The organism is Brevibacillus borstelensis, assembly GCF_036700025.1.
Lineage (GTDB): Bacteria > Bacillota > Bacilli > Brevibacillales > Brevibacillaceae > Brevibacillus > Brevibacillus borstelensis.
This window is the reverse complement of the sequence record NZ_CP144922.1, coordinates 240,001-256,913: the sequence shown is the minus strand read 5'-3', so window position 1 is coordinate 256,913 and position 16,913 is coordinate 240,001. Positions and strand designations below refer to the sequence as shown.

17 protein-coding genes (1 of these 17 running past the window's edge) are annotated in these 16,913 nt (G+C 50.5%); 10 read left to right on the top strand and 7 right to left on the bottom strand.

Annotated elements, in window-relative coordinates:
• Window positions 1-25: 25 nt before the first annotated feature.
• The 4 genes from yidD to rpmH form a co-directional block, all read right to left on the bottom strand.
• Window positions 26-250, bottom strand: a complete 225-nt coding sequence (gene yidD / locus V5G20_RS01410; RefSeq protein WP_003388863.1) for a membrane protein insertion efficiency factor YidD — start codon at window positions 248-250, stop codon at window positions 26-28.
• A 7-nt stretch (window positions 251-257) separates the two neighbouring features.
• On the bottom strand, window positions 258-626 hold the full coding sequence (gene rnpA / locus V5G20_RS01405; protein ID WP_003388864.1) for a ribonuclease P protein component: 369 nt from the start codon (window positions 624-626) through the stop codon (window positions 258-260).
• Window positions 627-729: 103 nt separating this feature from the next.
• Window positions 730-1,539, bottom strand: a complete 810-nt coding sequence (locus tag V5G20_RS01400) for a hypothetical protein (RefSeq protein ID WP_024983203.1) — start codon at window positions 1,537-1,539, stop codon at window positions 730-732.
• A 189-nt stretch (window positions 1,540-1,728) separates the two neighbouring features.
• Window positions 1,729-1,863: a 50S ribosomal protein L34 gene (rpmH, locus tag V5G20_RS01395; RefSeq protein WP_003388866.1), complete on the bottom strand. Its 135-nt coding sequence runs from the start codon at window positions 1,861-1,863 to the stop codon at window positions 1,729-1,731.
• Window positions 1,864-2,423: 560 nt separating this feature from the next.
• Between rpmH and dnaA the strand changes: the two genes are divergently transcribed.
• The 6 genes from dnaA to gyrB all read left to right on the top strand — a co-directional run bounded on the left by dnaA (window position 2,424) and on the right by gyrB (window position 8,735).
• Window positions 2,424-3,785 carry a chromosomal replication initiator protein DnaA gene (gene dnaA / locus V5G20_RS01390; protein WP_003388867.1) on the top strand — a complete coding sequence of 454 codons (1,362 nt, stop codon included), beginning with the start codon at window positions 2,424-2,426 and terminating at the stop codon, window positions 3,783-3,785.
• Between the two features lie 207 nt (window positions 3,786-3,992).
• Window positions 3,993-5,132 (top strand): DNA polymerase III subunit beta, encoded by a 1,140-nt coding sequence (gene dnaN / locus V5G20_RS01385; protein WP_003388868.1) that lies wholly within the window; start codon window positions 3,993-3,995, stop codon window positions 5,130-5,132.
• Window positions 5,133-5,158: 26 nt separating this feature from the next.
• The gene (yaaA, locus tag V5G20_RS01380; protein ID WP_003388869.1) at window positions 5,159-5,374 is read left to right on the top strand and encodes a S4 domain-containing protein YaaA; all 216 of its coding nucleotides are present in this window, start codon (window positions 5,159-5,161) and stop codon (window positions 5,372-5,374) included.
• A 16-nt stretch (window positions 5,375-5,390) separates the two neighbouring features.
• A complete protein-coding gene (recF, locus tag V5G20_RS01375) occupies window positions 5,391-6,509 on the top strand; it encodes a DNA replication/repair protein RecF (RefSeq protein WP_003388870.1) in 1,119 nt (372 codons plus the stop codon).
• Window positions 6,510-6,520: 11 nt separating this feature from the next.
• Complete coding sequence (gene remB / locus V5G20_RS01370; protein WP_003388871.1) at window positions 6,521-6,832, top strand: extracellular matrix regulator RemB; 312 nt, start codon at window positions 6,521-6,523, stop codon at window positions 6,830-6,832.
• Window positions 6,807-8,735, top strand: coding sequence for a DNA topoisomerase (ATP-hydrolyzing) subunit B (gene gyrB / locus V5G20_RS01365; protein ID WP_003388872.1), 1,929 nt, complete (start codon window positions 6,807-6,809; stop codon window positions 8,733-8,735). The genes remB and gyrB overlap by 26 nt, the downstream gene beginning before the upstream one ends.
• Window positions 8,736-8,816: 81 nt before the next feature.
• Here the strand turns inward: gyrB and arsC are convergent, their stop codons facing one another.
• The 3 genes from arsC to V5G20_RS01350 are packed head-to-tail and all read right to left on the bottom strand — an operon-like array spanning window position 8,817 to window position 10,923.
• Window positions 8,817-9,242 (bottom strand): arsenate reductase (thioredoxin), encoded by a 426-nt coding sequence (gene arsC / locus V5G20_RS01360; protein WP_003388873.1) that lies wholly within the window; start codon window positions 9,240-9,242, stop codon window positions 8,817-8,819.
• A gap of 40 nt (window positions 9,243-9,282) precedes the next feature.
• Window positions 9,283-10,581, bottom strand: coding sequence for an arsenic transporter (locus tag V5G20_RS01355; protein ID WP_122958769.1), 1,299 nt, complete (start codon window positions 10,579-10,581; stop codon window positions 9,283-9,285).
• A gap of 18 nt (window positions 10,582-10,599) precedes the next feature.
• Window positions 10,600-10,923, bottom strand: a complete 324-nt coding sequence (locus V5G20_RS01350; protein ID WP_024983200.1) for an ArsR/SmtB family transcription factor — start codon at window positions 10,921-10,923, stop codon at window positions 10,600-10,602.
• A gap of 541 nt (window positions 10,924-11,464) precedes the next feature.
• Between V5G20_RS01350 and V5G20_RS27075 the strand changes: the two genes are divergently transcribed.
• The 4 genes from V5G20_RS27075 to gyrA all read left to right on the top strand — a co-directional run.
• A complete protein-coding gene (locus tag V5G20_RS27075) occupies window positions 11,465-11,554 on the top strand; it encodes a DUF418 domain-containing protein (protein ID WP_371862623.1) in 90 nt (29 codons plus the stop codon).
• Between the two features lie 488 nt (window positions 11,555-12,042).
• Entirely contained in the window at window positions 12,043-13,677 is a 1,635-nt protein-coding gene (gene abc-f, locus V5G20_RS01340; RefSeq protein ID WP_031932425.1) for a ribosomal protection-like ABC-F family protein, read from the top strand.
• 96 nt (window positions 13,678-13,773) lie between these two features.
• The gene (locus V5G20_RS01335; RefSeq protein WP_085974955.1) at window positions 13,774-14,973 is read left to right on the top strand and encodes an MFS transporter; all 1,200 of its coding nucleotides are present in this window, start codon (window positions 13,774-13,776) and stop codon (window positions 14,971-14,973) included.
• A 98-nt stretch (window positions 14,974-15,071) separates the two neighbouring features.
• A protein-coding gene (gene gyrA / locus V5G20_RS01330) for a DNA gyrase subunit A (protein ID WP_024983197.1) crosses the window boundary here: on the top strand, window positions 15,072-16,913 show its 5' portion. 699 nt of this gene lie beyond the right edge of the window; 1,842 of the gene's 2,541 nt are visible here — the first part of the coding sequence; it begins with the start codon at window positions 15,072-15,074; the stop codon falls past the right edge of the window.

The following is a 16,913-nucleotide window of genomic DNA, read 5'->3' as shown; positions in this document are numbered from 1 at the left end:
TATCGGTTATATTTCATCAAAACTGCTAATGATTGCGGCGTTCGGGTACAGGATCGAATCCACCCGGATGAAAGGGATGGCACTTCAGTATGCGGCGAATGGCCAGCCAGCTTCCTTTCCATGCCCCAAAACGGCGAATAGCCTCTATCGCATAATGGGAACACGTAGGAGCGAAACGGCAGGATGGCGGCTTATACGGCGAGATGAACAACTGGTATCCTCGTATCAGCCATATGAATACGCGCCCCATGACCGCCTCACCCTCTTTTGTGGTTTTGTACCGGTACCTGCCTGATTACCTTGGCCCGCTTCATGACATGGACCAAAGATTGCTCGATGGCATCCAATGACATCGCTTCCACACCAGGACGGGCGATAATGATCAAGTCAAGTCCGGATGGGATCTTGCTTTCCAAACGGGAGAGCGCCTCGCGAATCAACCGTTTGACCCGATTGCGGATAACCGCGTTACCTATTTTTTTACTGACAGAAATCCCGGCGCGAAAAGCGGCTTGTCCCTCCTGTTTGGCAGAATAGAGAACAAACTGCTTGTTGGCTGCTGAGTTTCCTTTTTGAAACACTTCCTGAAATTGCTCATTCTTTCTGAGCCGATGGGAACGATGCAAGGTAAACAACCCCTAACATCATAATTATAGTAGAAAACGTATGCAGCATCTACCAGTATATCCTTGTTTCGACCACTTTTTTCCCAAAAACGGCATCTATTCTTCAATTCCTTCTTTGGAAAACAGCTTCGACAACCTGATCGGACAACCTGCCGACGTGCCGGATCATGTCTGCATTTGCTTCGGAAAACCCGATTTTCCCCAGCTTTTCTTGCAAAGGCAGCGGCAGTGCGGCGACATGCTCATCAAGGCTCTCCTCTTCGGAACAGGACAGATACAGCCAGGCTGCTTCGGTCAGCAAAAGCCAGCGGGCCGCTTCTTCGTCTCGTTGCCGGACAAGGCGCTCGAGTTTTCGCTCCATCAGCAGATCCTGCAGCTCGGAGCAAGCAAATTCGTCCCCTCCTGCCTCCCTGAAGTAGCGACGATAAGCCGCGACGGCATGAAAGCGCTCCCACAGATCATGATCATCTCGGTACATGGCCGGAAACAGTGAAACGAATTCACCGTAGGCCGCCAGCTCCCTCATCGCCGGGACGAGCTTCCCCGTTGCAAGCGTACGCTTCTCGAACCAGGCGTACATGATGACTGCATCCAGCCATGCCGAAACACCGGCCAGCCATGCTGTCTTGGCAAGTCCGCCAAGCAGCGCTTCCTCCGCCCATCGCTTCCTCTCGTCCACGACCGTGCGGGCTTGAACCAGCATTTTGCTTTTTCCTTCCTCCGACTCCAAGAAACGAATCGCTTCTTCTTTCCACGCCCGGTAGCGGCCATCTGGATCATAAACGCAACGGGCTTCGTACACGTACCGGTACGCCCCTGCATACGCACAGATCATTCCCGGAAACGGGTTTTGCTTCAGATATACATCAGCCAATGTAAGAAAAAAGTCGGTGAAATCCCCTTGGCGCTCCATGCTAGCCTCCTCATCAAACCCTCTTTTTCTGCGAAACAATCCGGGCATCGATCTATAAAACGATTCCAACGCCTGAAAGTTTCACAAATCTGAATGATAAAGAAGCACATGTCTCTCCCCCCAGGGAGCCTGCGCACAAGGAGATTTTCCCGACCGATATGCAGCAAAAAAGGCCACCGAAGTTGTGGCCTATGCGGAAAGTACCTTTCTACCTTTACGACGGCGGGCAGCCAAGACTTTACGGCCGTTTTTCGTGCTCATACGCTTGCGGAACCCGTGGTCCTTTTTACGTTTGCGATTATTTGGGTTAAACGATGGTTTCATTTCTATACACCTCCGTCCTCAAAAACCATTACCTACGCATTATAAGGAGATTCGCCTAAAAAGTCAAGAAAGGCTGGAAATCAGGGATCTCGGTAAATATCCCCAAAGAGATATTTCCCAAGACTGTGGATATCCTATTATCCACATTTCCATCTTTCGACAAGATTATCTACAGCTTGTACACAAAATATTGGGGTGTGAATATGTGTAGTATACAATCAGTTGTGTTTGTGGATAAGTATGAAAAAACCATTGCTGTCATGCCTTTTATCTGTTATTATGTTTTTGTTTTGGAACGTGAATAACTTCAGCCGAACATTTTACTTTTCCACAGCATGTGGATAAGTTTGTGGACAGATTTCCTCATCTGTGAATCATTTTATTCACAAAGGTGCGGATAACGTCTACTTTTTTTCGCTTATCCGAGCGGAATCCCTTTTTTTCGACTTTTTTTATCCACAGTCGATTCTTTCATTAACAGCTGATTTCATACACGTTTTCTTTTGATCGTTGGCTCTTATTATCATTTCTCTATATGTTCCCGAAAGGAGGGATTCTGGTTGGATGCAGCGATTAGCGAGCTTTGGCGCAAAGTACTTGCCAAGATAGAAAAATCGCTCAGTAAACCAAGCTTCGATACCTGGCTGAAGGCGACCAAGGCGACCACATTGGAAGAGGATGCGCTGATTGTCGTCGCACCCAACGACTTTGCCCGCGATTGGCTGGAAACCCGTTACTCTCAATTGATCACTGATACACTCTATGAGGTAACAGGCGTCAATATGAAGGTAAAATTCGTAGCCATGCAAAATCCCGATGCCGCTTTCGCCGATGAACAGCCGGCTCCCCGCGTAAAGGTATCTGCACCTCCCAGCAATGGTGACGACCAGCCCCCGAGCATACTGAACCCGAAATACACCTTTGACACATTCGTGATCGGTTCAGGAAACCGCTTTGCACATGCGGCTTCTCTTGCTGTGGCGGAAGCGCCTGCGAAAGCGTACAATCCATTGTTTATTTACGGAGGAGTTGGACTCGGCAAGACCCACTTGATGCATGCGATCGGCCATTATGTGATTCAGCATAATCCCTCTGCGAAAGTCGTTTATTTGTCGTCTGAAAAGTTTACCAACGAATTTATCAACTCGATCCGGGACAACAAAACGGTAGAGTTTCGCAATAAATATCGAAGTGTAGACGTGCTTTTGATCGACGATATTCAATTTTTGGCGGGCAAGGAACAGACGCAGGAGGAGTTCTTCCATACCTTCAATGCGCTGCACGAGGAAAGCAAGCAAATCGTCATTTCCTCCGACCGTCCCCCCAAGGAGATTCCGACTCTGGAGGATCGCCTCCGCTCCCGGTTCGAGTGGGGCTTGATTACCGATATCCAGCCGCCTGATCTGGAGACGAGGATTGCCATTCTCAGAAAGAAGGCAAAGGCCGAAAACCTCGACATTCCCAATGAAGTGATGATTTACATCGCCAATCAAATCGACAGCAACATTCGCGAATTGGAAGGTGCACTCATCCGCGTAGTCGCCTATTCGTCCCTGATCAATCGCGATATCGATACACAATTGGCGGCGGAAGCGCTCAAAGACATCATTCCGTCTTCCCGTCCGCGAGTCATCACCATCATCGACATTCAACGTGCCGTCGGGGAAGAGTTCAATCTCAAGCTGGAAGATTTCAAGGCCAAAAAACGCACCAAGTCTGTGGCATTTCCGCGGCAGATCGCGATGTATTTGTCCCGCGAGCTGACGGACGCTTCCTTGCCGAAGATCGGCGACGAATTTGGCGGCCGCGACCATACGACCGTCATCCACGCCCATGAGAAAATCTCGCGGGCACTGGCGACCGATCCGCAGATGCAAGTAACGATTCAGTCTTTGATTGAAAAATTGAAAGCAAACCATTAACCTGTGAATAACACGAAAAGCCTATACACAACTTACCCACATGTGTATAGGCTATCTTTTACGTCGCTATTCATAGATATCCACAAATCCACAAGCCCTATTACTACTTCTGTTAAAAGATTTATCCTAATAGATATATGAATAGGCGCCGGCAAATATGCCTGAGGCTTATTACACAGATGGAACGAACAAGGGAGGTTCACGTTGATGCACATTACCGTTCAACGCGACAAACTGTCCAATGCCGTTTCGCACGTCAGCAAGGCGGTTTCCAGCAGAACGACTATTCCGATCTTGACAGGGATCAAAATGAAAGCGGATCAGGAGGGACTGACGCTGACTGCCAGCGACTCTGATGTATCCATCGAGGTTTTGATTCCGACCGAAGAAGCAGATGAGTGGGGAGTCACCGTTCATCAGCCAGGCAGCATTGTTCTGACAGCTCGTATTTTTAGTGAAATTGTCCGCAAGCTGCCAAACAGCGAGATTCAGATCCAGGTAGATGATAGACTCGTGACCCAGATTCGTTCCGGACAAGCTGAATTTACGATTAACGGCATGGATGCAAACGAGTTTCCGCAATTGCCGCAACTGGAAGAAGATAAAGTATTCAGCGTTCCCGGCGATTTGTTGAAATCGATGATCCGGCAAACGGTTTTTGCCGTGTCTACATCGGAAATGCGTCCGATCCTCACTGGCCTGATGTGGTCTTTGGATGGAGGACAGCTGAAATTTGTGGCAACGGACAGCCACCGACTCGCCAGCCGCACAGCTATGGTAGAATGTCCAGAGGAGCTTTCCTTTACCAATGTGGTCGTTCCGGGAAAAAGCTGCAACGAATTGGTAAAGATATTGGATGAGGACCAGAATCCTGTGGATATCGTTGTGTCGGACAACCAGATACTGGTAAAATCAAAGCATATCCTGTTTTACTCCCGTCTGCTGGAAGGGACCTATCCGGATACGGCCCGCATCATTCCGCAAAGCAGCAAGACGGAAGTTACCGTGAGCACAAAAGAATTCCTGCAGTCGATTGAACGCGCTTCCTTGCTCAGCCGGGAAGGCAAGTCCAACGTGGTTCGCCTCGTTACACTTCCTGACGGCAGCGTGGAAATTACGTCCAACGCTCCGGAAATCGGCAAGGTGACGGAGATCGTCATGCCAAAAGCGATGGATGGCGAAGAGCTGAAAATATCGTTCAATGCCAAGTACATGATCGATGCGCTTCGTTCTATCGACAGCAGCGAGATCAAAGCATGCTTTACCGGTCCGATGAGCCCGTTTGTCCTTCGCCCGACAGATCACGAATGGACGCTGCACCTCATCCTGCCGGTTCGAACCTACTAGCAGCCAAACAGAAAGGAGGCCTATCCATGCGTGAGGTTTCCATTCAGACTGAATACATTGCTCTTGGCCAGTTTCTCAAGCTGGCCGATCTCATTGATACCGGAGGAATGGCGAAAGCGTTTCTAGCAGAGGTTCCCATTCAGGTAAACGGCGAAGAAGAAAATCGTCGCGGCCGAAAGCTCTATCCCGGAGACGAAATTGACGTCGAGGGACACGGCCGCTACAAAGTGACTCGCCGCTGAGAGGAGAGCGCTATTCTTGTTTATCAAGAACCTTTCGCTTACCCATTTTCGCAATTACGGGCAGCTCTCTCTTTCCTTTGACAGTCCCATCCAGCTGTTTATCGGCAACAATGCGCAGGGCAAGACCAATGTACTGGAGTCTATCTACGTACTGGCTCTGGCCAAGTCGCACCGCACCCCCAGAGACAAGGAACTGATTGGCTGGGGAGCCGATTTTGCATCGATCCGTAGTGATGTCGAGCGTCGCTACGGATCGGTTCGCTTGGAACTGCAGTTGACGGGAAAGGGAAAGAGGGCCAAAATTAATGGGATGGAGCAGCAAAAGCTGAGTGCATACGTTGGAGCCCTGAATGTGGTCATGTTTGCTCCCGAGGATTTGGCGATCGTCAAGGGAGCGCCTGCCCAGCGACGCCGATTTATCGATATGGAAATCGGCCAGGTGTCTCCGACGTATCTGTATTATTTGAGCAATTACAACAAAGTATTGGCCCAGCGCAATCAACTGTTGAAGGACATGGCGATGAAAAAAAGCCGGTCCAAGGAGATGCTGGGGATTTGGAATATTCAATTGGCCGAATTAGCGGTAAAATTGTTGCGGAAGCGTTTTGAGTTTCTCCGCAAGCTGGAAGCGTGGGCCAAAGACATTCACAGCGGCATTACCGGCAAAAGAGAGATCCTCTCGCTGCACTACGTAAATTCTTCGCCAGTCACGGAGGAGCAAACTCCAGAACAGGCGGTGGATATGCTATTGGCAGCTTATGAAGAGGTCTTTGACCGGGAACTGGCGCGGGGAAGCACGATGATTGGCCCGCACCGGGACGATTTTACCTTGAAAGTAAACGACATGGATGTGCAAACATACGGCTCCCAAGGACAGCAGCGTACGAGTGCGCTGTCTATTAAATTGGCCGAAATCGAATTGATCAAGGAAGAAGTGGGAGAGTATCCGGTCCTCTTGCTGGACGATGTGCTCTCCGAATTGGATGAACATCGGCAAACCTTGCTGTTGGAAACCATTCAAGATCGGGTTCAGACGTTTGTAAGCACCACAGGTGTGGAAGGCTTAAAACATCAGGTTCTCCAGCAAGCCTCTCGTTTTTATGTGCGGGAAGGGGAAATCTCCGGGGAAAGGTAGAGGGAACAGGCATGTTTATACACATTGGTGGAGATACTGTTGTGAGCACCAAGGATGTCATCTCAATCTTGGATCATCAGACTGTAAAATCGTCTAAGAACAACAAGGCGTTTTTGCAAGAGAAAAAGAAGATGGTCGTTGACTCAGACCAAGAAGAGACGAAGTCATACGTCATCACCACAGATGCCATTTATTGTTCGCCTATTTCTTCCCTGACGCTGAAGCGACGCGCTCAGTTCGTGGACAGCTTGGATCAGGTTTCCTTTGTACAAGCTGAAGTGGAGGAGTTGACTAGTAGTGGATCAAGTGACGACGAAAGATAATACAAACTATGATGCCAGTCAGATTCAGGTTTTGGAAGGCTTGGAAGCTGTTCGGAAGCGTCCGGGGATGTATATCGGCTCTACCAGCAGCCGCGGGCTGCACCACCTCGTATGGGAGATTGTGGACAACGCCATTGACGAGGCGCTTGCCGGGTATTGCGACAGCATTCTCGTCGAGATCCATCCTGATAATTCCGTCTCTGTAACGGATAACGGCCGCGGGATTCCTACGGGCATTCATGAGAAGACGGGGAAATCAACGGTAGAGACGGTTTTGACGGTTCTTCACGCCGGCGGTAAGTTCGGCGGCGGCGGGTACAAAGTATCCGGCGGTCTGCACGGTGTCGGCAGCTCCGTCGTGAACGCTCTTTCCGAGTGGATGGAAGTAGAGGTAAAGCAGAACGGCAAAATTCATTTCATGCGGTTCAATGTAGGGGTTCCCGAGGCCGATCTGGCCGTGGTCGGAGAGACCGAAGAGACCGGGACAAAGGTGACCTTCAAGGCCGACCCGACGATTTTTACCGAAACGACCGAATACGAGTACGAAGTGCTGCAAAAGCGGATTCGCGAGCTCGCCTTCCTGAACAAAGGACTGAAAATTACGCTGAAGGACCTGCGTCCGGAGCGGGAAAAAGAAGAAACGTTCCACTATGAGGGCGGCATTATCCAGTTTGTGGAGTACCTGAATAAAAACCGGGAACCTCTGCACGAGGAAGTGATTTACTGCGAGGGAGAGAAGGATGGCCTGGTGGTAGAGGTCGCCCTGCAGTACAACGACAGCTATGTCAGCAACATCTACTCCTTTGCCAACAATATCAATACGCATGAGGGCGGAACCCATGAATCCGGCTTCAAGACTGCGCTCACCCGCGTGATCAATGATTACAGCCGGAAGTTCAACTTCCTGAAGGAAAAAGATCCGAACCTGTCTGGCGACGACGTGCGCGAGGGGATTACCGCGATTATTTCGGTGAAAATTCCCGAGCCGCAGTTCGAGGGTCAGACGAAGACGAAGCTGGGCAACTCAGAGGCCCGCAGTATTACCGAGTCGGTCTTTGGCGATCGGTTCAGCACCTTCATGGAGGAGAACCCAGGCGTCGCCAAGAAGGTCGTGGAAAAGGCTCTGATGGCTGCGCGTGCGCGTGAAGCAGCACGGAAAGCACGCGAGCTGACCCGGCGCAAGAGCGCGCTGGAAGTGAGCGCATTGCCGGGTAAATTGGCCGACTGTTCGTCCAAGGATGCTTCCGAGTCCGAGCTGTTTATCGTTGAGGGTGACTCCGCGGGCGGCTCTGCCAAAATGGGGCGGGACCGTCATTTTCAGGCCATTCTGCCGCTGCGCGGTAAGGTTTTGAACGTAGAGAAAGCCCGTCTGGACAAAATTCTCGGAAACAATGAGATCCGGACGATCATCACTGCGCTCGGAACGGGTGTAGGTGAAGACTTTGACATTTCCAAAGCGCGCTATCACAAAGTGGTCATCATGACGGATGCCGACGTCGACGGTTCCCATATTCGGACACTGCTCTTGACGTTCTTCTACCGTTACATGCGGCAATTGATCGAGTCCGGCTATATTTACATCGCTCAGCCGCCGCTCTACAGCATCAAGCAGGGTAAACAAATTCACTATGCCTATACAGATCAACAGCGTGATGAAATCCTCGCTTCGCTGAAAACTACGCCTAAGCCAAACATTCAGCGCTACAAAGGATTGGGTGAGATGAACGCAGAGCAACTGTGGGAAACAACCATGGACCCTGCAGTTCGCACCCTGCTGCAGGTAGACCTGGATGATGCGATGGAGGCCGATCTGGTGTTCCAGACGCTGATGGGCGACGAAGTAGAGCCGCGTCGCGAATTTATTGAACAGTATGCGGCGAATGTGCGGGATTTGGATATTTAGGAATACTTTCTCTCAAAACTGTCTGGAAGAGAATTAAGAAAAGCTTGTCCTCTCGGGGGCAAGCTTTTTGTTATGCTTTCGTTATTTGCCTTCCTTCAAAAACTGTTCAATCCGACTTTTAATAGAATCACGTACAACGCGGAAACGATTGATTATATCTTCTTCCGTGCCGCTGGCTTTAGCCGGATCATCAAAGCCCCAATGCCATTTTACTGCGCTATTGCCGGGAACCGCCGGGCAATGCTCATCGGCATGGCCGCAAAGCGTAATCACGTAGTCGGCGCGGGCAAGCGTATCGGGATCAATCACATCGGACGTATGCGAACGAATATCTACATTGTCTTCTTTCATTACACGTACCGCAAGCGGGTTTAGTCCATGGGCTTCCAGACCTGCGCTTTTTACCTCATAACGGTCTCCGCCAAGTGATCTCATAAAGCCTTCAGCCATTTGGCTGCGGCAAGAATTTCCCGTGCAAAGGAAGTAAATCAACGGTTTTTTCTGCATGACATCGCCATTCCTTTCATGGATGAAAAGTTGGTTTTCATTACGAAATGATCTGCAGCCATAGATACAAGCCCAGCAGTGTGATGAACAATGTGGGAATCGTCAAGACAATCCCGGTTTTGAAATACTGCCCCCAACTGATCGCAACTCCTTTCCGGGAAAGCACGTGGAGCCAGAGCAAAGTGGCGAGCGAACCGATCGGCGTAATCTTTGGACCGAGGTCGGAACCAATTACGTTTGCGTACACCAGTGCTTCCCGAATTATCCCGGATGTTTGCGTCCCCTGAATAGCGAGAGCATCGATCATGACAGTAGGCATGTTGTTCATGATCGAAGACAGGAAGGCAGATAAAAAGCCCATGCCGATTGTGGCAGCCAGGAGCCCTTGATCAGAGATTTTCTGGATGACATCGCTGAGCATGTCAGTCAATCCCGCATTACGCAACCCATACACGACGACATACATCCCGATTGAGAAAATGACAATCGACCAGGGAGCCTCTTTTATGATTCGTTTGGTGGCGATGACTTTACTTCTTCGTGAGATCAGGAGAAAGATCACGGCTGCAAGTCCTGCTGTAATCGATACGGGAACAGCCAGAAGCTCGTTCATCAAGTAACCAACGAGCAAAAGCGTTAAAATCACCCAGGATAGCCGGAACAGCCGTTTGTCTCTTATGGCTTCATGCGGCTTTTTCAGTTGTGACGAATCGTATTGTCGGGGAATATCTTTTTTGAAATACCAATACAAGACAAGCAAGCTGGCTCCAAGGGCAAAGAAATTCGGAATGATCATACGGGAAGCGTATTCGACAAAACCGATGTCAAAGTAGTCGGCAGATACAATGTTAACCAGGTTGCTGACGATCAGCGGCAGAGATGTCGTATCTGCGATAAAACCGCTAGCCATGACAAAGGGCAGGACCATCTTGTCAGGAAACTTCAATGCTCTGACTTGCGCCAGAACAATGGGGGTCAAAATGAGAGCAGCTCCGTCATTGGCAAAGAAAGCGGCTACTGCGGCTCCGAGCAACACGACATAGATGAACATGAGTCGCCCGTTCCCTTTTGCCAGACGGGCCATATGCAGAGCGGACCACTCAAAGAAGCCGATTTCATCCAGGAGCAGCGATATGAAAATAATGGCTACAAAGGCCAATGTGGCATTCCACACGATACCGGTGACGGCGACAACATCCGCAAAGCTGACAACGCCGCACAGCAAGGCCAGGAGGGCTCCTCCGGCAGCAGACCAGCCAATGTTAAGCCCCTTTGGCTGCCAAATTACAAAAATTAATGTCAAAGCAAAAATCAGAAAGGCACTCCAGATAGCGAACATGATTTAATTCAGTCCTTCCTATTCACAGGTAACCAATAACCCCTGCTGCTCCAACTTTGAAAATTCTTCGGAGTAATCAGGCAGGTTACCGAGTGCATGCGCTACTTGTTCCAAGCGTGCTTTATTGAGAGTGTAAAATACCCATTGGCCTTTTCTTGACTCGATGACAAGGTCCACACTTTTCAGGCGGCTCATGTGCTTGGAAATCGCTGGTTGGGATATGCCAAAGATCGGTACAAGCTCACATACGCAGCAGCTGCGAGTTTGCAATAAGGCAATAATTTTTAGCCTTGTAGGGTCTGCTAAAGCCTTTAACATGGCTACTACCTGTTTCGTGTCCATCATTCTCCTCCAATACCTCTTCTGATTCAGATACTAATATAATCATATGGTTATTTCAATATTTATTTGTTGTGTTCTTTGCAGGAAAATTGTTTGGCCAAGAGAAGCTGTTTTCTTTAGATTGAGCAGTGTATTTCCTCTTTGACAGCAAAAATGTCATGATCCTACACCGTTTTTCTGCCTTACGACAATGTAAGCAATCTGAAAGACAATTCGATAGCGGCCCTTTCCCGTTCCCCTTACAATGAAGTCAGAAACGACAGCAAGAAAGGGGAGAACATTTTATGAAACGGGTTATTCATATGGTTCTCATAGCCATCCGATTAGTGGTAGACGCCAAATCTACGATTCAAAACAGCAGTCTCGAAGGAATCGTCAAGCTGTGATAACTGCTCGCATGAGGCGTAAGGAACGGCGCTCATTGTGGCCATTGCCAATCTGTTTGCTCTTCAGTCCAAAGTCGGATACGTACAAACCATGTTGAATTGCATCGCCATCTACATCGAGCATATTCGTGCAACCGGCCGAAAGCTGCTGGCGGATGGCCCGGTTTGCGATGGGGCCGATGGAATGGCTGTGGCGGCTCTTCACCTACGGGAGCGTCCCTGCTTTTGCAAAAAATAAGCAATAGATGCTTGTCTTTTCTTGTTTTGGGGAAAGATGTAAGCTATACTGATAAAGTAAGGTATTCATTACTGTGGTCAGAACCGGAGGGCAGTCCATTGAAAGTAGTTTTCGTTACGAATACAGCTCAACTGCATAGTAACGAAAACATATCGGGTGCTCTATAACCTTGCTTTTTGCCATGCTTGCAACGCGGCAGACAAACGCGATACGAAAGGTACCGATATGCCGGTGCCTTTTTTCTATTTCCAGTCATCTGGAGCGGGCTTCCGGCATGACGGGAGCGTTTGTATTGGAAAAAACGGAGCGCCGTATTGCGAGCGCTCTTTTTTATAGCTGCATGAAAGAGGCGAGCGCAAGCGGCGGCGTTCGTTTTTCCCAGAGGAGACGTCGGTATGTTTCGGCGTCTCTTTTTTGTTTGCCTGGTTCGGAAGAAAGTCTTGCTTTCCAACCAGGCAGGAACCAATCCAAAGGCAGCAAAGGAGGAATTTTTTTATGCTACTGCTGGAAGCGCGTCAGATTGAAAAAAGCTTTGGCGACAGAGTGATTTTTGAAGCAAAAAAACTGGAGGTATTCTACGGAGACAGGATCGGCATCGTCGGTCAAAACGGCGTCGGAAAAAGCACGTTGATGCATGTGCTTGCAGGGCTTACGCAGCCGGATGCAGGCCAAGTCAACTGGTACGGCTCGACCGCCTTGATTCAGCAGATCGATCAGGGGGAAGAAGCGGCGGAAACAACCGGGCACGCCAGACGCATGTGGGGCATCTCTCATATTCATTCGCAAATGAGCGGGGGCGAGACGGTTCGGCTAAAAATTGCCGCTGCATTGGAACAGCAAGCTCCGCTTCTTTTTGCGGATGAACCGACGAGCCATCTCGACATGACCGGGATTCGCCAGTTTGAGGAGTCCTTGCTCGCTTACGATGGAGCCGTAATCCTGATTTCGCACGACCGCGAATTGCTTGACACGATATGCACCCGCATTTGGGAAGTGGAAGACGGCAAGATAAGCGAGTACAAGGGGAATTACTCCGACTATCGCGAGCAGAAGGAAAAAAAGCGCGAACGGGAGTGGTTTGAGTACGAGGAATACCGCAAAGAAAAGGAGCGGCTGACTCAAGCGTTTACGGAGACAAAGCAACGGGCCAGCGAGATCAGAAAGGCTCCGAAGCGAATGGGAAACTCTGAGGCCCGCCTGCACAAAAGAAAAGCAAATGGCAAACGGGAAAAGGTGGAGAAAGCCGCTCTCGCCATGGAGAGCCGTCTGGCCAGGCTGGAAAAAAAGGAAAAGCCGAAGGAGCTGCCAAGCGTCAGATTTGATGTAAATCACTACGGAGAACAGCATGGACGAACGGTCATCCAGGTCGGGAAGGTTACCAGGCGTGTAGAAGGGAAAACGCTGTTTGAACAGCTTTCCTTCTCCGTCCGCCCCGGCCAAAAGGTAGCCATCATTGGGGGAAACGGCTGCGGAAAATCGACGCTCCTCTCCATGATATACAGCCAGGCGGACGGAATATCTGTATCTCCGAGCAGCAGAGTCGGGTACTTCAGCCAGAGCCTATCCATTCTTGATGAGAACAAGAGCATTTGGAATAACGTCAGGGAAAGCAGTCGCCACTCGGACACAACGATTCGCACGGCACTGGCCCGGATGTTGTTTACAAACGATGAAATTCACAAAACGGTATCGGTTTTAAGTGGTGGTGAACGAGTCAAGACCGCACTGGCGAAGGTTTTCCTCGGCGACTACAATGTTTTGCTGCTGGATGAGCCAACCAACTTTCTCGATATTCCTACGCAGGAAGAGCTGGAGCGGATCCTGCTGGAGTTTCCCGGAACGATCCTGTTCGCCTCCCACGACCGCAAATTCATCCAACGGCTAGCCGATGCTGTTCTCTGTCTTGACGAAGAAAAGCTCACACTTTTTTCCGGAACCTATCAAGAATATCTGGAACGGAAAAACAAGCCAAAACGAGGGCGGGAGGAAGAGCGGATGGTGTTGGAAACGAGACTGACCGATTTGATCGGCCGTCTGTCGTCGCCAAAGCTGGAACAAGCCGAGAAGGAGGAAATGGAGAGGGCTTACCGGGAAACTTTGAAACAATTGCGGGAGCTGGACCGTGAGTAAAGTTTGCATGTTGACATTAAAAAACTTTTAAAAGCATAATGTATAGGAAGTTTGCTTGTTACGTTTGTTTCGGCAATGCAGGAAGGGGAGAAAGTCATGACAGAAACAGAGTCCCTTTGGACGAGAAACTTTATACTCCTGGCGCTATCCAACTTTTTGTTGTTTATCGCCTTTCAAATGCTGATTCCCACCCTTCCGCTTTTTGTTACGGAGCGCGGCGGTGACCAGGTGGACGTCGGATTGGTGATCAGCATTTTTACCATTTCGGCGCTTCTGATCCGCCCCTTCGCTGGAAAAGCGCTCGATTCCATCGGAAGAATGCCCATACTCGTAGTGGGACTGGCGATTTTTTTCCTGTCCGTCTCCGGCTATTACTGGATGACGACAGTAGCACTTGTCCTCGTGGTCAGATTTATCCACGGCATCGGCTGGGGCATTGCTACGACGACCTATGGAACGATCGCATCCGACCTGATTCCGGCCCAGCGGCGGGGAGAAGGGATGGGGTACTTCGGGATGTTCGGCAATCTCGCCATGGCTCTGGGACCGATGTTTGGACTGTGGCTGGTTGAATCCAGCGGATACGGATGGTTGTTTGCCATCTCCGCGCTGCTTACGGTGGCTGCCCTGCTGATGTCCAAGTTTGTGAAGGTCAGTGAGCCTATCAAAGCTGAAAAACCGGCGGCTTCCGCACCTGCCCATTCTGCGGTGAGCGGATTGGTAGAGAAAAAGGCCCTGTTCCCCTCTCTGCTAGCCCTGCTGTTTGGCGTTACCTACGGCGGTATCGTCAGCTTCATCACCTTGTTTGGCCAAGAGGTCCACATCGCCAATGTGGGGCTGTTTTTCCTGTTTAATGCCGTTTCCCTGATGCTGGTTCGCCCCTTTGCCGGGAAGCTGTTTGACCAAAAGGGACACGTCTGGGTGCTGATTCCTGGTGCATTGATCGCGGGCATCGGACTTGCAGTTCTTTCCTTCAGCACATCGGCTGTCGGGCTGGCGCTTGCAGCCGTTTTGTTCGGTGCCGGTTTCGGTGCTGTTCAGCCTTCGCTGCAGGCATGGACGATCAACAGAGTGGAGCCGGGCAGGCGCGGTGCAGCGAACGGGACTTTCTTTTCCGCCTTTGATCTCGGCATCGGGATGGGGGCGATGGTGCTGGGCGCGGTGGCGAAAACAACGGGCTTTGCCCACATGTATCGCTTCTCCACATTGTTCGTGATTCTCTTCTTGGTGATCTACTCTGTGTATGTATGGCGACGGGTGGAGAGCAAGGAGAAAGCCGACATTCATCCATCTTGAGAAACAGCCTGGTTGCGCTTTTTGCGAGACTTTGGACGAGGACCGTCCGAATATGGTATAATGACGTATTGCGATAACCAGTTGGAGGTTTACTCTTTATGGCTGAAGAAACAGCTCGGTTTCCTAAAGTTGACATTAGTCATGAGATGAAAGAATCGTTCATTAGCTACGCGATGAGTGTAATTGTGAGCCGTGCGTTGCCAGATGTTCGCGACGGGCTGAAGCCGGTTCACCGGCGTATTTTGTATGCCATGCACGACATGGGATTGACTCCGGACAAAGCGTTCCGAAAGTCGGCAAACGTCGTCGGTGAAGTAATGGCCAACTACCATCCTCACGGTGACAGCGCCATCTATGAAACAATGGTCCGGATGGCTCAGGATTTCAACATGCGCTACCTCTTGGTTGAGGGACAGGGCAACTTCGGTTCTGTGGACGGGGACCCTGCGGCTGCCATGCGTTATACCGAATCCCGCATGTCCAAGCTGGCGCTTGAATTGCTGCGAGATATCGATAAAGAAACAGTCAATTTCACTCCCAACTACGACGGGCGGAAAGAAGAGCCTGTCGTACTTCCATCCCGTTTTCCCAACCTGATGGTGAACGGCTCTGCAGGTATTGCCGTTGGGATGGCGACCAATATTCCACCGCATAACCTGGTAGAAGTCATCGATGGCGTTGTTGCCATGATCGACAACCCCGATATTACCCTGCAGGATCTGATGAAGATCATCAAAGGGCCTGACTTCCCTACAGCGGGTGAAATTTTGGGCTACAGCGGCATCCGCCGGGCTTATGAAACTGGCCGCGGTTCGATTATCATGCGTGCCAAAACCATGATTGAGGAAGAAAAAGGAAAGCCGCGCATCATCGTAACCGAGCTTCCTTACCAGGTGAATAAGGCAAGGCTCGTCGAGAAGATTGCCGAGCTCGTTCGCGAAAAGAAACTGGAGGGCATTACGGATCTGCGTGACGAGTCCGATCGCAAAGGTATGCGGATCGTGATCGAATTGCGCCGCGACGTGGTACCGAAGGTTGTCTTGAACAATCTGTTCAAGCATACGCAGATGCAGAGCACCTTCGGCGTGAACATGCTGGCTCTGGTCGACAATCGTCCCCGCGTTCTGAATTTGCGGGATATGCTGTACTACTATCTCCAGCATCAGCGGGAAATCATCCGCAGACGGACCGAGTACGATCTGAAGCAAGCGGAAGCGCGGGCCCATATTTTAGAGGGCTTGCGGATCGCGCTCGATCATATCGATGAGATCATCAGCCTGATTCGCTCTTCGCAAACGACCGAAGAAGCGCGTGACGGCTTGATGAACCGTTACGGTCTAAGCTATGAGCAGGCTCAAGCCATTCTGGACATGCGCCTGCAGCGCTTGACCGGGTTGGAGCGCGAAAAAATCGAGAACGAATACCAGGAGCTCCTGGCAAAAATCGCCGAGCTGCGCTCTATTCTCGCCGATGAAAACAAGATCTACGCGATTGTCCGCGAAGAGCTTGAGGAGATCAAAGAGAAGTTTGGCGACGAGCGCCGTACGGTCATTACCTTTGACGAGGAAAGCATCGAGGATGCCGACCTGATTCCGGAAGAGGATGTGGTGATCACGCTGACGCATGATGGGTACATCAAGCGTTTGCCGGTGACTACCTACCGTGCGCAGAAGCGGGGCGGTCGCGGTATCCAGGGAATCGGCACCAAGGATAACGACTTTGTCGAGCATCTGTATATCACGAATTCGCACGACCACATCATGTTCTTTACCAGCAAGGGCAAGGTGTACCGGTTGAAGGGCTACGAAATCCCGGATCTCAACCGTACAGCCAAAGGCACTCCGATCATCAACCTGATTCAGATCGAAAAAGGGGAGCGGGTCAGTGCGGTCATCCCGGTAAAAGAGTTCAGCGAAGACAGGTACCTGTTCTTCGGAACG

Excerpts from the sequence above, each read along its gene's own strand:
- yidD (WP_003388863.1), bottom strand. The coding sequence starts at position 250 with ATGGGGCGCGTATTCATATGGCTGATACGAGGATACCAGTTGTTCATC.
- V5G20_RS01400 (WP_024983203.1), bottom strand. The coding sequence starts at position 1,539 with ATGGAGCGCCAAGGGGATTTCACCGACTTTTTTCTTACATTGGCTGAT.
- rpmH (WP_003388866.1), bottom strand. The coding sequence starts at position 1,863 with ATGAAACCATCGTTTAACCCAAATAATCGCAAACGTAAAAAGGACCAC.
- dnaN (WP_003388868.1), top strand. The coding sequence starts at position 3,993 with ATGCACATTACCGTTCAACGCGACAAACTGTCCAATGCCGTTTCGCAC.
- yaaA (WP_003388869.1), top strand. The coding sequence starts at position 5,159 with ATGCGTGAGGTTTCCATTCAGACTGAATACATTGCTCTTGGCCAGTTT.
- remB (WP_003388871.1), top strand. The coding sequence starts at position 6,521 with ATGTTTATACACATTGGTGGAGATACTGTTGTGAGCACCAAGGATGTC.
- arsC (WP_003388873.1), bottom strand. The coding sequence starts at position 9,242 with ATGCAGAAAAAACCGTTGATTTACTTCCTTTGCACGGGAAATTCTTGC.
- V5G20_RS01355 (WP_122958769.1), bottom strand. The coding sequence starts at position 10,581 with ATGTTCGCTATCTGGAGTGCCTTTCTGATTTTTGCTTTGACATTAATT.
- V5G20_RS01350 (WP_024983200.1), bottom strand. The coding sequence starts at position 10,923 with ATGGACACGAAACAGGTAGTAGCCATGTTAAAGGCTTTAGCAGACCCT.
- V5G20_RS27075 (WP_371862623.1), top strand. The coding sequence starts at position 11,465 with ATGGCCCGGTTTGCGATGGGGCCGATGGAATGGCTGTGGCGGCTCTTC.
- abc-f (WP_031932425.1), top strand. The coding sequence starts at position 12,043 with ATGCTACTGCTGGAAGCGCGTCAGATTGAAAAAAGCTTTGGCGACAGA.
- V5G20_RS01335 (WP_085974955.1), top strand. The coding sequence starts at position 13,774 with ATGACAGAAACAGAGTCCCTTTGGACGAGAAACTTTATACTCCTGGCG.